The organism is Vibrio sp. 03-59-1, from assembly GCF_013114135.1.
Lineage (GTDB): Bacteria > Pseudomonadota > Gammaproteobacteria > Enterobacterales > Vibrionaceae > Vibrio > Vibrio cortegadensis.
Genome location: NZ_VTYA01000008.1, coordinates 118469 through 134767, shown reverse-complemented (window position 1 = coordinate 134767; position 16299 = coordinate 118469). Strand labels below are relative to the sequence as shown.

Genomic DNA, 16299 nt, shown 5'->3' with positions numbered 1-16299 from the left:
GGACAGTAAAATGAAAAAAACACTTCTAGCAGTAATCATCCCTTCTCTTTTCGTCGCTGGTGCCGTATCAGCCGCAGAAATCTATAAATCAGATGAGGGCAAAGCTGAATTTTATGGTCAGCTTCGTACAGAACTAAAGAAAAACCCAGATAAAGACATCACTCTTGGTGCCGGTTCATCAAGAGCGGGTGTAAAAGCAGAGTACCAGTTGGTTGAGGGGATTAATGTTTTTGGTAAAGTTGAATTTGGTCTGCAAGGTAAAGGCGACTATACAATGAAAAACCGCCTGCATTATGCGGGTGTGAGTGGCGATTTCGGTAAAATTACCGTAGGTCGTCAGTGGGTTGTATCGGACGACACTTGGGGCGCGGATTACTCGTACTTCTTTGGTGGCACTGGTTTACGCCATGCGACACTTTCAGGTGCCCGTCATGACTCGTTGATTAAGTATAACTATGAAAGCGATAGCTTCTGGGTAGCGGCGAACCACGGTTTAGATCAAGACGATACCAACCAAGAGCTGACAGAACTTTATGCTGGAACATCAGCGGGTGATCTATCTCTACACTTTGGTGGTGGTACCAATACATCAAAAGGTCATGTAGTCGGAGATAACTCAGGTACAGATATCGTTGCTGATTTAAAAAATACTTTCTTCGAAGGTACGGTCGAATACACAATGGGTGATGCGCTTGTCGGTTTCACTTATTACAACGCACAGCTTGAGGATCTTAACTCATCTGGGAAAATTAAGGAGAATGCATTCAGCTTAGGTGGTACATATGCCTTTACAAAGAAAACGAGTGCTTATTCTGGTGTTGAGTATGTAGAGCAAAAAGCTGGCAGCTTAGAAGGCGACGGCAAAAATGCTTACTTAGGCGCGGTACACAAGTTTAATAGCTGGTCACGCATTTATGCAGAAATGGGTTATAGCAAAGGTACAACCACAGGTTACACCAATCAAGGATCTGACGTTTTCGTTGGTCCAACGAAGAATGATGGCGAAAGTCGCTTTGCTATTGGTGCCCGTGTTTACTGGTAAAAACGTTTAAAAGATTATGCCTTTTCTTTTGCCCAACCATGATTGATGGTTGGGCTTTTTTCTGTGACTTGCTTTTGTGACTGGCTATTGTGACCAGGCTTTGTGATTAGCTATTGTGACGCGTTACTGCAAATCATCGTATCCGCCAGCTTCTTTAAACCAAGCGGTCAGATAATGTTTTAAGTTTTTAAGTTCATCAGGGCCGATCAGCGCAAGTCCTAAATCTTCTGCACGAGTGATATCGTTATGGCGTAAAGGGCGGAAACTGACAAGCATTGCACGAGCTTGCAGGCCGCCGAGGAGATCGCGTAATGATTCAAGTTTGTAGAGGGTGTCATCCCCATCATCTCGCATGCCCTTGGTTTTACACTCGATAATATGCAGTTTGTTATTGACCACTGAGGCAACGTCTAATTCATTGCGAACTTCGCGCTCACCAAGGTTGCGATAAACTTGAACATTTAACGAACGGTCTTGGATTGTAGGCATTTCATCTTGGATCTGTTTCACCGTGCTATGAACTAGAGTTTCTAGCCATTCACCATTTGAGAAACGACGCGCATCCTCATTGGCAAAGGTAAGAATACCATTTTCATAGGTCGCGATATTGGCATCCACTAAGTCAGTCAGAAGCATGTTGAGCTCACGATAGCCTTGTTGCTTTTCCGATAGTGGCACATCAAGCTTCTGTTCTTTACGACAGGTTGTCGCTAAATAATTAAGCGTCGCTAATCCTGGGCCTAGCTCTAACGCATTTCCCGCCCAACGTTCACCAAGTTCGTAAAGTTTTTGATCAAGCTGCGGAGGCAGTTCGTGAGAGTTAAATTCACCACGAGCACCGAAAACAGTCAGGTAGTCATCAATGGTGATTCTATCTTGAACTTGTGCTTCTTCTTTTCCATCAGGGTAGAGCCAGCATAGCTTGTCGCTGTTTGGTTCAACAACAAAAATCGGCCAGTGATAAGAACGGAAAACTTCATAGACAGAAAGCAGGCGATGGCGTAGGCCACAACTCGCGTTGAGTTTCACTTCTCCGCCACGGGCTTTTAGATTTTGAGCCAGTGTTTGAATTGAGGCTTTAATGGCAGATGTATCGACTGCGGTCGGTATCTCAAAAAATTCAGAAGTGATCGAACGTTTCTCTAGAACGGCGTTTAGTCGATCATAGATATGTCTTTGATCATCATCTCCAATGAACACAATGTGAGTACTGATCGTTCGGTTATCAAGAAGCGGAGTGAGCAAGCGAATAGGGTCTTGATCGATGATGCCAACATGGACAGCCATAGGTATTCCTTAATGTCATATGGCCTGCCTAGAGTGAGGTATCAAAAGAAATTCGCAAGCCTTAGTAGACATATAATGCCGCAGCGTAAAAAAAACAAGGGCGACTTCATAGAAAAGTCGCCCTTAGTCAATAATTTACAGAACCTTTACAGACTTTATGTTTTTAATCGAACAATTGGCTCATACCAGTTACATTGAGCCCATTGTCGATTGATTCTCTATTACAACTTAAAGCGGTGTACTAATTCACCTTGCTGGTGGGCAAGTCCTGCTAAATTTTCACTGGCTTGTGCGATAGATGACATCGCTTGGTAGCTGGCATCGGCGATGTGATTAATATCTTCAATGTTTCTTGCAATGTCAGATGTCGTCTCATTTTGCTCTACCGCCGCTTGTGAGATATGAGTACTCATTTGGCTAATTTCCATAATCAGAGCTTGGATCTCTTCCATCGCACTATTAGCATTTGAAGCCTGTTCGACAGACATATCCATATCGTTCATACAGCCTTCAATCACCTTACCAGCAGATTTTGACGATGACTGAAGATTGCTGATCATCGTTTCAATCTCAGACGTAGATTCCGTTGTACGTTGCGCAAGTACCCGAACCTCATCCGCAACAACTGCAAAACCGCGTCCTTGTTCGCCCGCTCGAGCGGCTTCAATCGCGGCATTTAGAGCCAGAAGGTTGGTCTGTTCTGCAATGTTACGGATCACATCCAAAATAGAGCCAATTTGACTGCTCATTTTTTGCAATTCGCCAACAGCTTCTACAGACTCATTAAGGCGAGATTCTAATTGGTTAATAGTGGTGATGTTGTCGTTCATGATTTGACGGCCAGATTCAGATGCCGTTTCAACTTGTTGAACCATCTGTAAAGAGCTTTGCGCACTGCTCGCCACTTCTTGTACCGAGTGCGCCATTTCTGTCATCGCAGTGGCAACATTCGCTGTCTGTTCTCGCTGGTTGTTGAGCTGTTGCTGGGCATTCGTCGATGTTGTTTGGTTGGTTCCTGCCGTGTCGGTGAGGTTATCAGAGGCATCATTAAGCTTAACCAGAATATCGTGCAGGCTATCAGCAAGAGTATTAATGTGGCCGCTGACACGACTAAACTCTAGGCTGAATTTACCATCAATACGTTTGGTCATGTCACCTTCAGTGAGGCATTCCAGTACACTTAAAATGCTATTCAATGGAGTGCGAACGCTATGTGAAATATGGTAGCCAATAGCCGCAGCAAAGATGGTAACCAGAACACCAATACTGATGGCCTTTATTACACCTTGGTTATAAACGTCGCCTGCTTCAGCTAATGATGAATTCAGTTTTTCTGAAGCCGTGACATTGAATGAATCTAAAATCAGCATGGCATTATCAATTTCAGCCGCGAGATTAGCGATATTTTCATAAAGAGCCTGCTTTGCAAGAAGGTAGTTATTGTGCTGATCAAGCACCCCACCTTTTTGGCCGACATCGCGTGTGAACTGCTTTACCGATTCATCAAAGGCATCTTTAAGTGATGGAAGCTGCGCGGTTAAACCACGGTATGCGTAATTAAGGTGAGTCACTGCTTTTTTGTTTTTCGTTACCGCCTTTTGAACAAATGCAGTATCTGAACTTGCTAAAGCATCTGAGGTGATCACTTCTGCATCTTTCAATTTAATGAAATAGCTCTTCGCCATCACTTTCACTGAGATGCTGGTTTGGTCGCTCACATACTCTTTCATACCGACACTCAGTTCTGAATGTAGACGCTGGAAGTTGCGCGAAGATTTTTGCACTTTTTCTTGAGCAGAGAACATCGATTCATAATTGTTCATAGCATCAGCGGCTTCAGCGAAGTAGCGCAATTCCATTTCTCGTAATTGCGTGATTCGCTCTGTTAATGAAGGGTCTTTGTTACTTGCGGCCTCTAATTGGGAGAGAACTTGAGAGAATTGATCTTTTGCCGTAGCGAACTCACCGCGAATGACGGTCATACGCTCATCACTTTGAGTCGTTAAGAAATCCTTAAAAGATTTATCTGCAGAAAGTAACTGCACACTGGTTTGATTAGATAACGAAACTAAGGGTAATGCTGTTTTCGATACAGTTTGAAAATTGGAATGAATCTGACTCATGCCATCCATCATTATCGCAATAGTAATGGCTAACATGAGGATTATCAGTGCAAAACCAGCGTACATTCGCTTTATCACTGAGCCTTTCATAAAACTCTCCCTAGAAATACAAAAAATAAAAAGACCAACAGTCTTCAAAATAACAAAATTGTTAGCATTGTATTGATAGTGAGACACACGTTCTTTGACGCACACGTCAAAAATATCCTCGCACTATTGATGTGATAGCGATTATTATAAATGAACAGTGTTTTCTATTGAGATTTATTAATGCTTGGCGCATACTAACTAAGAGCAAATAGCATACTAATTGCGTAATAAACTTAAATATCTTGGAGAGCTTCAATGGCGGAAGAAACCATTTTCAGTAAAATCATTCGTAAAGAAATCCCGACAGATTTGTTGTACCAAGATGATCTCGTTACCGCATTTCGTGATATCAACCCACGTGCGCCAAGTCACATTCTGATCATCCCTAACAAACTCATCCCTACAACTAATGACGTCGAAGTCGAAGATGAAGCGATGATGGGGCGTATGTTTACGGTAGCAAAAAAACTCGCAAAAGAAGAAGGCATTGATGAAAAAGGTTACCGCTTGATCGTCAACTGCAACTCTCATGGTGGACAAGAGGTATACCATATTCACATGCATTTAGTGGGTGGTCGCCCATTGGGTCCGTTGTTGATGAGTTAATTTTTTAATGGTTGCCTAACTTTTTTGTTTTTCGACGGTCTCAACAAATCATCAGTCAACATAAACAATTGGCAACTATTATTCTTTAATGACCATACGAATAGAACTACAAATACAAATAGAGCTACAAATACAAACAGAACAATGGCGTGATAAGCCGGTAATTTGGAGAAGTAAGTGAGACGACAGATTCGACTATTAGCAGTTTCGACAATGTCGATCATGATTTCAGCTTGTTCGACCTTGTCGGCTGGTAATCTTTTTAGTCATTACAGCGCTCAAAATAATGCGGTTCATCAAGCTGTCGCGACCGGACAGTATCAAAAAGCTGAAGACGCATTACCTGACTATGCCGCAGGTGACATTTTGGATAATTTTGAGAGAGGGCGAGTGCTCTTTCTTAATGAACAATTTCCAGAAAGTAAATCGAGTTTAGAGCTAAGTGATCGAGCGGTAAGAGTTCAGCAAGATAAAGCGGTGATATCGGTGAGCGATTCGGTCACGAGTGTCGGTGCATTAGCGGTTAATGATAATTTGACGGAGTACACCCCAGCAGATTATGAGTTGGGCTTTCTACATCTCTATCTTGGTTTGAACTATTTGAAAGAGAATAGCTTAGAAGGCGCATTGGTTGAAATGCGTCGCGCAAACCAAGTGCAAGAGCAAGCAAAAAAAATACGAGAAAAAGAGCTACAGTCGGCACAAAGCGATATTAGATCTAAAGGTTTGTCACCAAATTTAGGCAGTGTGCTGTCTAATTACCCAGACGCAGGGAAAAAGTTGCAAGCGGTGCAAAACGGTTATTTGCTGTTTTTGTCAGGCCTTCTTTACGAAGCGTCAAATGACCCCAATGCCGCCTATGTCGATTATCGACGAGCATTGGCCGTAATGCCTGAAAACACCGAAATTATTAATAATACGATTCGTTTAGCAAAGCGCCTAGGTATGAATCAAGACCTGGCTAAATTAACGAAGCGTTACGGCTCAGTTACGAAGTTAACCAGTAATCAAGGGCGAGTTATTGTCATTGAAGAGCAAGGCGTTGTTGATGCGATGCAAAGTTGGCGTTTAGATTTACCCATTTATGACAGTCGAAGTAATGGGGCGATCTACTCTTTAGCCTTGCCTTATTATCCTAAGCAAGCGTCAGAGCGATTTTCTGCCATGCATTTGGATAACAATCGCGTAAATACTAGCCAATTAGCTAATATTAACTTAATGGCGCAAAACGATCTTTCTGAAAGGTTGCCGAGCATCGTGATTCGCCAAGCACTCCGAGTAGTAGCTAAAGATAGGATCCGCAAAGAAGCTGCAAAAGGTGATGATGTTGGGAATTTATTGTTCAATGTTTGGAATGCGTTAACAGAGCAGCCAGATACGCGAAGCTGGCAAACTCTGCCAGCCGAAGTGAATAGTGCAAGCCAAATTGTTGCGGCAGGTGAGCACTCACTACAGGTTGATGGGCAGAGCTATCAGTTTAATGTACCTAAAGGTCAAACGACTTTGGTATGGGTATCTCGCCAAGGTGGAAATGCCATTATGTGGCATAAACAACTAGGGAGATTAAAATGAAGAGATGGTTATTGGGCATGCTAACAGCACTCATGTTAGTGGGCTGTGCGGATAATACTGCTGGGTTGCGAGTGGATGGCTTAACGCAGAAAGTGCTGTTTAGCGATCATGTTCTGGGTGGTCGTTTGATTATCGATGATATTGCAACGACACAAGTTGATGGGCACACGCGAGGTGTCGTAAAACTCAGCAGTCAGTATAAAGGCGATCAGCATATTTTGTACCGCTTCTATTGGTATGACGATTCAGGGCTTGAAGTCAATTTGAAACAAGGTCCTTGGCGTCAGGCTGTTGTTCGAGGCTATGAAAGCTTTTCGATTTCAGAGGTTTCTGTCAACCCAAATGGCACCCAATATCGAGTTCAAATTCGAGCTTCAAACGACTAAATGTTTAAGGCGTTACCTTTAAATGTAACGCTTTAAGCCGTAATTATTTAGATAAATGAGTACCCTTGGTGGATAAAGGAACCAATATGAAAAAAAGTGTGATTGCATTACTAGGTTTGGCCGTAATTCTTGGTGGCTGTTCAAATAAAGTTAGCTACGGTGATGCGCAGGCTACTGAAACAACAACCATTGATTTTGGTTCTACTGATTTACAAAAAATTGCCGGAGAAATGGTTGATAGCATGATGACGGCTGGTTCTGTCGCGGTTATTACACGTGACCAACGTCCAATCGTTTTTGTTGAGCGTATTAAGAACAAGACTAGTGAACATATTGATACTGAATCGATTACCGATACCATCAGCACTAAAATGCTAAATTCAGGTAAATTCCGTTTTGTTGATATGGACCGTGTTGAGTCGGTACGCGAACAGCTGAATTTCCAAAACAACGATGAACTTGTGAATCAAAGCAACGCGATTCAGTTTGGTAAAATGGTTGGTGCGCAGTACATGATGTACGGAAACCTATCGAGCATTGTTAAAAATGCAGGTAGCGATAAAGATGTTTACTACAAGATGACCATGCGTCTGATGGATCTAGAAACCGGTCTTATCGAATGGGCAGATGAAACTGAAATCCGTAAGCAAGAATCAAAAAGCTTACTGGGATTATAGTTAGAGATAATTCAAGTTAGATCCTACCTAAAGGAAGACATCTAGTGGCTAGATTTGCGTGGATTGAAGCTAAACAGCTCGATAATACCTTACAGTCACTTGATGACTTCTTTGTTACTCCGCCAGTGACGGTTCATACCTTAACTGGCGGATTGACGAATCGCTGCTGGAAGCTGATTACAGAGTCTGATCAGTCTTACGTGTGGCGTCCTCATACCTCCATTTCTCAAGCATTCTCTATTTCTCGTCATCAAGAGTTCCAAGTTCTTAGTGCTATTGAATCGACGCATTTAGGTCCAAAGCCTGTTCTAGTGAATGAGCAAGGGTTATTGGTCTCATTTGTTGAAGGCGAATGCATGTCTGCAGGCGCTTCGTTTGATTCCATTTTAAAAACGGCGGCAAGTATTCATCGATTTGATACTTCGGCACTGCCTCTGATTCCATTTAGTTTTACCGCAAGAGTCGATCACTACTGGATGCAACTTAGCCAAAATTTCAGAACGCCAGAGTTTGAGTCCGTCTATCAGCAGTGGCGCGGAGCTCCGAATATTCCTGCTATCGAGCTTTCACTTTGCCATTTTGATTTAGGCTGCTACAACCTAGTTAAAACAGTAGAGGGAATAAAGGTTATTGACTGGGAGTATGCGACGATCTCAGATCCGAGGTTAGATTTAATGCTGACGATTGAAGCGGCGGAAGAGCCTGTGCTTGAGAGCGTTTATCGCTATTGTCTATTTAGGCAAATAGCGGATGTAGATGGCTGGGTAGAAGGAGTTCAAGCTTGGCAACCCCGAGTAAAAATGATGGGAATGTTATGGTACTTACTTGCTCATCAGTTATGGGGAGATGAACATTATTTGCACCAAGCTAATAAGTTAAGGCAAACATTCTGTAGTTAGGATCACTTTTCGAGATACTTATAGAGTAATTATTTAAGCTATCCCTTTAAAACCCTAGCTTTCATGGTAGATTGATATGAAGTGTACCAATATGGAACGGGAGAGGTACTATGATTATTTACCTACATGGCTTTGACTCAACAAGCCCAGGTAACCACGAGAAAGTGTTGCAGCTACAATTCATTGATGAAGATGTTCGTTTTATTAATTACAGCACGCAACATCCAAAACATGACATGCAACATCTGTTGAAAGAAGTGCATAAAGTCATTGAACAGTCAGACGATCCGCATCCTATTATTTGTGGAGTAGGGCTTGGTGGCTTTTGGTCTGAACGCATCGGTTTTCTCTGCGGGATCAAACAGGTTATTTTTAACCCTAATCTGCACCCAGAGAGAAATATGGTTGGTCGCATTGACCGCCCAGAAGAGTATGAAGATATTGCGACAAAATGCGTTGAGCAATATCGGATGAAAAACAAAGATCGTTGCTTAGTTATCTTGACCAGTGAAGATGACGTACACGATAACAAGCAGACTGAAGCTGAGCTTAAAGATTACTACTCAATCATTTGGGACGAAACTCAAACGCATAAGTTTAAGAAAATCTCTCAACATCTACAAGCGATGAAAGCGTTCAAAGAAGCTTAGTTTAAGTTCTTAGGCTTGAAGCTTGGATTGTCCGTTTAGCTTTTAGCAAACAGAGAAGCCAGCGATATACAAATAGAACCTTCAGATAAAGCGGTGCTTAACGGGCATCGCTTTTTTATTAGCCAAAACCATGCAAATAATAATGAAATACAGTTAATCACTGGTTGCGATGAAAATTTGGCTCTATATAATGTCTAAACTATAAATATTTTGATAAATATCAAAAAAAGTTGAGAGTAAGTAAAAAACTTACCCATTTATTGTTCTTACCCCTTATTTTGGGCGTGAGAACCTTTGAAATCCAAACGTGAACAGTTTAAGAACAACCTCTAAACCCATTTCTGTGTGACAGAAAGACAAATAAAGAATTTATCGGTTGGAGTAATCGAGCCGAACACCATTTATTCATTTTTGTAGAGGATTATATCGTGACTCGAATTATCGTTGTTGGCGGTGGCGCTGGTGGTCTTGAATTGGCGACCAAATTGGGCCGAACTTTAGGCCGTAAAAATCGTGCTCAAATCACCCTTGTTGATCGCAAAGCAAGCCATTTGTGGAAACCGTTATTGCATGAAGTTGCAACAGGTTCACTTGATGCAGGTGTCGATGCTTTAAGCTATCGCGCACATGCAAAGAATCACCATTTCGATTTCCAAATGGGTAGCCTCGCGGATATTGATCGTGAGCGTAAAGTGGTTGTATTAAGCGAACTCACCGACGAACATGGCGAGCTATTAATGCCAAGCCGTGAAATTGAATATGACATTTTGGTGATGGCGATTGGCTCAACATCAAATGATTTCAATACACCAGGTGTTCGTGATAACTGTATTTTTCTTGATAGCCCAGAACAAGCACACCGTTTCCGTACCGAAATGAACAATCAGTTCCTAAAATTGCATGCTAAAAACGGTCAAGGCACGGTAGATATTGCTATTGTCGGTGCTGGTGCTACTGGGGTTGAACTGAGTGCTGAGCTTCATAACGCAGTCAAAGAGCTAAGAACATATGGTTTTGGCGATCTTGATTCAAGTAAACTAAACGTCAATTTAGTGGAAGCGGGTGAGCGCATTCTGCCAGCATTACCGCCACGAATCTCATCGGCAGCACACCAAGAGCTTGTTAATCTCGGCGTGACAGTTCGTACCGCTACTATGGTGACTGAAGCTGATGCAACAGGCTTAACAACCAAAGATGGCGATAAAATCTCGGCACAGATAATGGTTTGGGCTGCTGGTATCAAAGCGCCTGATTTCATTAAAGATATTGGCGGGCTTGAAACCAACCGCATTAATCAGCTAGTAGTAAAAAATACCCTACAAACGACTCGTGATGACAACATTTTTGTTATTGGCGACTTGGCTCAGTGTACCCAGCAAGATGGTAAGTTTGTGCCACCTAGAGCACAAGCGGCTCACCAAATGGCAAGTATGGCATTTACGAATATCGTTGCTAAGTTAAATGGAAAAGACCTTAAAGACTACGTTTATAACGATCATGGTTCGCTTGTATCGTTAAGTCGATTCTCAACGGTTGGCAGCTTAATGGGAAATTTAACCAAAGGTTCTATGATGGTTGAAGGACGCATTGCGCGAGTGGTTTATATCTCACTGTATCGGATGCACCAAGTGGCATTGCACGGATTTGTGAAAACTGGATTAATGATGCTAGTGGGTCGAATTAATCGAGTGTTACGTCCTAACTTAAAGCTGCATTAAGCGATTGATCAAACCGGATCTTAATTGAATGAAGAGCTCTCTTGTGAGCTCTTTTTTATTTTTATATTTTCAGCTGAAGTGACCTTAAGTATGTAACGAACTTACCTATCTCTCGGGTATGATTGAGTATACAACGCCAGCTTTAGGTTTGCCGTTAAAGAGGAAGCGGTTTCTAGCGACTCCTTCTTTTATTCCACCACATTGCTCAATTAATGCTTGGCTAGGCATATTATCTGGGTCACACACTATCTCTAAGCGGGTAAGCATTAATTTTGCAAAGCAGAACTCTGTTAGTGCGTTTAATGCTTCTTTCGCGTAGCCATGGCGCTGGTGTTTATCGAGAACCCAATAACCCATACTCGCCATATTAAAGGTGTGGTAGAACTCATTAATGGCAACCATACCGATAAGCGCTTGATCGGACTTTCGAAAGATACCAAACCCAAAAGAGGTCGCTTTTGCCCAGTTTAATCGTGTTGCTAGTAAAAATTGTCGGCTATCTTCGACTGAAAAGTGAGGAGTACACCAATCAATCCATTGATGTAGGGAGGGTGAGTGGGCCACCTCGGTAGCAAAAATTTCTTCTTCCGAGTGATCGATTAACCTTAAACATAACCTTTGGGTAATGATCTGAAAGTCAGGGCTCATACCTCTCCTTTTAAAAACAAATGGTCAAAAGGTATCGCCCTCAAAGTATGAGGGCGATAGCGGAATACTTAAGTTTGGCTTGAGTCGAAATGTGGTGCCTATCTACGCTAACGTGTACTCGTTTGTTTTCAGCTTTTAGCTCTTTTAGTCCTTTAGCTTAGATATTAGAGCTGCGAGCCTAATAAATAGCCTCTCTACGAGTCTGTTTGCGCCACTTTTCTTACTTGAATAATCACGCCTAATAATGGGTTGTCTAAATAGTGAGTTTCACTGCTACGCATGCGACGTTTTTGCTTCATACGGTAGCTTTTCAAGAACTCCTCAACTTCAATCGTAGGTGAGATATTCTCTAAATTGCCAATTTGAACATTTGACTCTACTTCTAATGGGTCATCCGAAGTGAGGTCAATTTGTTTAGCTTCAATCGTAACCTCTCTGACACTCGGTGCTTTTAGATCTAAGGTTGTATCGGCATACAAGTAATGCTGCACATAAACTTGCAGCTTTCCATCAAGCTCATAGAGTGGTTGGTCAATGGTCTCTTCAGTTATGCTGTCAGAAGACAAGCTTTGATCAACAAAAGCGATTTTTTCAGACCCATCGGTATTAAATTTAGCAGAGTAATCTTTGCCACCTTGAATATGGAAAACAGGGGCTGCAGATTTGCCTTCATCACCTTGTCGCCAAGCGGTATGCAGCAATACTTTAAAGCCCGCATGTTTTTTCAATGCGTTACGTTGGTCGGTGAGTTGATATTCACTCGCTGGCAGCATGGTTACGCCTTTTTTGCTGCGGTACTCCGAATTTTGGAAATCGCCAACGTTATCCATTTTGATTGAGGGTAGTTGATTTGGCCAAGATTCATTGACCTGTTCAGCATCTACCGCACGTTTAAAAATGATCACTTCTATGTCAAATTGTCTCTGAGCCAAACTTGGCAAAGAGACAAAAAGAAGCAGTAGTGGGATCAGTATTCTCATTTTGACTCCAGTCATAGATACATACTCTCTACGTATCTCGTTTCAATAGTTTAATTACCGTGAGGCTTGCCGCTCTCGAATCACGATAAGCGCAAGCCTCTGGATTGCAAGCCATTAACTTAAGCTGGTATTGACTTAAGCTGGCATTAAATTTTGCCGAAATTCATTTAACAGATCTGCGATGAACTGAATTCGTTTACGTCTATCAACCAATGGTATCGTAAACTTCAGTTTAGTGGGTCCTTCCATTGCAAATTTTTGTGGTTGAGATTGCAATAGTTTAACCAAATACATTGGATTTATGTCAGCATCTGGATAGAACTCAATGTATCCACCTTTATCGTGGGCTTCAATTTTCTTCACTTTAATTGGGGCCGCTGCGACTTTTAGTTCAGAAACAGAAAGCAGGTTCTTCGTGGCATCAGGAAGAAGCCCGAATCGGTCAATCAGTTCGACTTTAAGCTCTGAAAGATCGGAGGCAGACGACACACTTGCGATACGTTTATACATCGAAAGACGAGTATTCACATCGGGAATATACTCATCAGGTAATAAGGCCGGAATCCGCATCTCCACTTCTGTTTGTTCACGAAGCAGATCATCGAGTGATGGCTCTTTCCCCTCTTTTAATGCTTCAACCGCTTGTTCAAGCATCTCCATATATAAACTAAACCCAATGGATTGAATTTGACCACTTTGCTCATCACCGAGGAGTTCACCTGCGCCACGTATCTCTAAATCGTGAGTTGCCAGAGTAAAACCAGCCCCGAGATCTTCAAGAGAGGCGATGGCATCTAAACGCTTAATGGCATCTTTTGTCATCGCTTTAGGGTGAGGAGTGAGCATATAAGCATAAGCTTGGTGATGTGAACGCCCAACACGACCACGAAGTTGGTGCAATTGAGCTAAACCTAAGCTATCAGCACGATCCATGATGATGGTGTTCGCGGTGGGAACGTCGATTCCAGTTTCAATGATCGTTGTACAGACCAATAAGTTGAATCGTTGGTGGTAAAAATCATTCATGATCTTTTCCAATTCACGTTCACGCATCTGCCCATGAGCCACGGTTACGCGTGCTTCAGGGATTAACTTCTCTAAATCGGCCGCCACTTTCTCAATGGTGTCGACTTGGTTGTGCAGGAAGTAAACTTGACCACCGCGCATTATTTCACGCAAAACTGCTTCACGAATCACGGTGTCGTCGCTTTCACGAACAAAGGTCTTAATGGCGAGACGCCTTGCGGGTGGTGTCGCGATAATTGATAGGTCACGCATCCCACTCATTGCCATATTCAGCGTTCTAGGGATTGGCGTTGCGGTGAGTGTTAAAATATCCACATCAGCACGCATCGCTTTGACTTTTTCTTTTTGTCTTACACCAAACCTGTGCTCTTCATCGACGACCAACAAGCCTAAATCTTGGAATGAAATACTGCTTGAAAGTAACTTATGAGTGCCGATCAGAATGTCGACTTTACCTTCTGCGGTATCCGCGAGAATTTGTTTCTGTTCTTTAGCACTTTTGAATCGAGATAATACTTCAACTCGAATCGGTTGGTTAGCAAAACGGTCTCGGAAATTTTCGAAATGTTGCTGAGCAAGCAGGGTTGTAGGAACTAATACTGCGACTTGTTTATTGTTGTCTGTGCATACAAAAGCTGCACGCATGGCGACTTCTGTTTTACCAAAACCTACATCACCACAGACTAGACGATCCATTGCTTTGGCTTGGCACATATCCGACATCACAGCGTTAATCGCCATCGCTTGATCTTCGGTTTCATCAAATGGGAAACCAGCTTTGAATGTGGCGTACTGGCCTCGATCTAATGCAAATTTGTGACCGGGTTTAAGTTCTCTTTTTGCGTATACATCAAGAAGCTCAGCGGCAACATCTCGCACTTTTTCGGCGGCACGTTTTCGAGCCTTAACCCAAGCATCGCCACCTAACTTATGCAGTGGCGCGGTCTCTTCTGCACCACCTGAGTATCGCCCAATCAGATTAAGTGAGGCGACAGGCACATAAAGCTTGGCATCATTTTGATACTCCAGCGTTACGTACTCGGTGAGCATTCCGCCCGCTTCAAGAGTTTGGAGGCCAATAAAGCGGCCGATACCGTGATCAATATGAACGACGGGCTGGCCTGCTTTTAGCTCGGCTAAATGGCGAATGACCGTATCGCTATTGACCGCTTTTTTATCTTTTTTGCGTCGTTGAATAACGCGATCGCCTAATAAATCACTTTCGCAAATAAAGGCAATGTTCTTTTCTGGTTGAGTGTCGTCACGGTAGGAGAAACCATGTTCAGCCGAGCCTAATACTAAATTGAACTTATCTTTTGAGGCCAGCGCGTGAGCAAAGCTTTCTGTGGCAATCGGACGTAACTTTATCTGCTGTAATAGCTCGGTAAGCGCTTCTCGTCGACCTTCCGATTCAACGGAAAAAATAATCTTACCTTGATAGGTCTCACTGAATTTACGTAAAGCCGCTAGAGGTTCTTTGTTGTTGTGCTGCACGGCTAAATCGGGAAGTGATTCAATTGGCAGGTTAATACGACCCTGTTTAGCGGTGATTTCATCAATGTGAAGCTGAACTTGAGGGTGAAGTTTAAAGCGGCTGAAAAGCTCATCTTTCTTCATCCACAGCTGCGAAGGTTCAAGCAACGGTCTTAGCGGATCTATTTTCCGTTGGTCATAACGGTGATCAACATCCGCTAAGAAAGTATCAATGGACGTTTCAAGATCGCCGATAGTGATGAGTTGACTGCCTTCGGCAATGTAATCAAATAAGGTTTCTGTCTCATCGAAGAAGAGTGGTTGCCAATACTCGATGCCCGCTGGCCATGTTCCTTTTGAAACTTGCATATAAATGGATTCAGGTTCACGACGGGTTTCAAACTGTTGACGCCAGCGAATACGAAAATCTTCGATGGCAGTTTCAGTGGTCGGAAACTCGTGCGCTGGCAGCAGTCTTATTTCGCTGATGTCTTCTTTTGAACGCTGGTTTTCTGGGTCAAACGTTCTAATCGTGTCTATTTCATCATCGAAGAAATCGATTCTGTAAGGGTCGTGACTGCCCATAGGAAACAGATCGATGATCGAACCCCTGTTTGCGTACTCACCGGGACCGAAAACTTGATCAACGTGGCGATAACCGGATTTCTCTAGCTGTAAGCGCAATTTTTCAAGAGAAAACAGATCGCCTGCTTTCACCATTAAAGTGTGCTGCATTAAGAAATCACGTGGAGATTGTCGCTGCAGTAACGTGCTGATTGGCACTATGGTGATACCAGACGTTTGGGTCGGTAACTGATACAGGTGCGCAATGCGGTCTGAAATTATCTCTTGATGCGGTGAAAAATTGTCGTAAGGAAGCGTTTCCCAATCAGGAAAAAGAGATACTTGCGCAGAGGTGAACTGCTCAATTTCAGCGAGTAATTTAAGTGCGATTTGGGGATCGGGGACCGCAAGCAAAGTATGGCTATCGTGTTGCTCTGCAAGCTCCGCAATGGCAAGGGCGAGTGCGGAACCTTGTAGGTTGCCTATGTGTTTTTTATCGCCCATCCCTTTCGGGTTAATGAGAGAAAGAAGTGCTGATTTTGTCATGATGCTGGATAC

At 42.9% G+C, this 16299-nt stretch carries 13 protein-coding genes; 8 read left to right on the top strand and 5 right to left on the bottom strand.

Going from position 1 to position 16299, the window contains the following annotated elements; genetic code table 11:
* Nucleotides 1-10: 10 nt before the first annotated feature.
* Nucleotides 11-1042: a porin gene (locus F0249_RS10285; RefSeq protein ID WP_171756602.1), complete on the top strand. Its 1032-nt coding sequence runs from the start codon at nucleotides 11-13 to the stop codon at nucleotides 1040-1042.
* 123 nt (nucleotides 1043-1165) lie between these two features.
* Here the strand turns inward: F0249_RS10285 and F0249_RS10280 are convergent, their stop codons facing one another.
* A complete protein-coding gene (locus F0249_RS10280) occupies nucleotides 1166-2329 on the bottom strand; it encodes a DUF1887 family protein (protein ID WP_171756601.1) in 1164 nt (387 codons plus the stop codon).
* Between the two features lie 221 nt (nucleotides 2330-2550).
* Nucleotides 2551-4542, bottom strand: coding sequence for a methyl-accepting chemotaxis protein (locus F0249_RS10275; RefSeq protein ID WP_171756600.1), 1992 nt, complete (start codon nucleotides 4540-4542; stop codon nucleotides 2551-2553).
* Between the two features lie 255 nt (nucleotides 4543-4797).
* Here F0249_RS10275 and hinT point away from each other — a divergent pair, with 255 nt between their 5' ends.
* The 7 genes from hinT (at nucleotide 4798) to F0249_RS10240 (ending at nucleotide 11050) form a co-directional block, all read left to right on the top strand.
* Nucleotides 4798-5148: a purine nucleoside phosphoramidase gene (hinT, locus tag F0249_RS10270; RefSeq protein ID WP_017054478.1), complete on the top strand. Its 351-nt coding sequence runs from the start codon at nucleotides 4798-4800 to the stop codon at nucleotides 5146-5148.
* Between the two features lie 177 nt (nucleotides 5149-5325).
* On the top strand, nucleotides 5326-6720 hold the full coding sequence (locus F0249_RS10265; protein WP_017054477.1) for a COG3014 family protein: 1395 nt from the start codon (nucleotides 5326-5328) through the stop codon (nucleotides 6718-6720).
* Complete coding sequence (locus F0249_RS10260) at nucleotides 6717-7106, top strand: YcfL family protein (protein ID WP_171756599.1); 390 nt, start codon at nucleotides 6717-6719, stop codon at nucleotides 7104-7106. Before F0249_RS10265 ends, F0249_RS10260 begins: the two co-directional genes overlap by 4 nt.
* A gap of 86 nt (nucleotides 7107-7192) precedes the next feature.
* On the top strand, nucleotides 7193-7783 hold the full coding sequence (gene lpoB / locus F0249_RS10255) for a penicillin-binding protein activator LpoB (protein WP_017054475.1): 591 nt from the start codon (nucleotides 7193-7195) through the stop codon (nucleotides 7781-7783).
* 44 nt (nucleotides 7784-7827) lie between these two features.
* The gene (locus F0249_RS10250; protein WP_113797549.1) at nucleotides 7828-8682 is read left to right on the top strand and encodes a phosphotransferase; all 855 of its coding nucleotides are present in this window, start codon (nucleotides 7828-7830) and stop codon (nucleotides 8680-8682) included.
* 110 nt (nucleotides 8683-8792) lie between these two features.
* Nucleotides 8793-9332, top strand: coding sequence for an alpha/beta hydrolase YcfP (gene ycfP / locus F0249_RS10245; protein ID WP_113797547.1), 540 nt, complete (start codon nucleotides 8793-8795; stop codon nucleotides 9330-9332).
* 428 nt (nucleotides 9333-9760) lie between these two features.
* On the top strand, nucleotides 9761-11050 hold the full coding sequence (locus tag F0249_RS10240) for an FAD-dependent oxidoreductase (RefSeq protein WP_171756598.1): 1290 nt from the start codon (nucleotides 9761-9763) through the stop codon (nucleotides 11048-11050).
* A gap of 105 nt (nucleotides 11051-11155) precedes the next feature.
* Here F0249_RS10240 and F0249_RS10235 read toward each other — a convergent pair whose 3' ends face one another.
* From F0249_RS10235 to mfd, 3 genes are all read right to left on the bottom strand, one after another.
* Nucleotides 11156-11698, bottom strand: a complete 543-nt coding sequence (locus F0249_RS10235) for a GNAT family N-acetyltransferase (RefSeq protein ID WP_171756597.1) — start codon at nucleotides 11696-11698, stop codon at nucleotides 11156-11158.
* 194 nt (nucleotides 11699-11892) lie between these two features.
* Entirely contained in the window at nucleotides 11893-12678 is a 786-nt protein-coding gene (locus tag F0249_RS10230) for a peptidoglycan binding protein CsiV (protein WP_171756596.1), read from the bottom strand.
* A 135-nt stretch (nucleotides 12679-12813) separates the two neighbouring features.
* Entirely contained in the window at nucleotides 12814-16287 is a 3474-nt protein-coding gene (gene mfd, locus F0249_RS10225) for a transcription-repair coupling factor (RefSeq protein ID WP_171756595.1), read from the bottom strand.
* Nucleotides 16288-16299 lie beyond the last annotated feature (12 nt).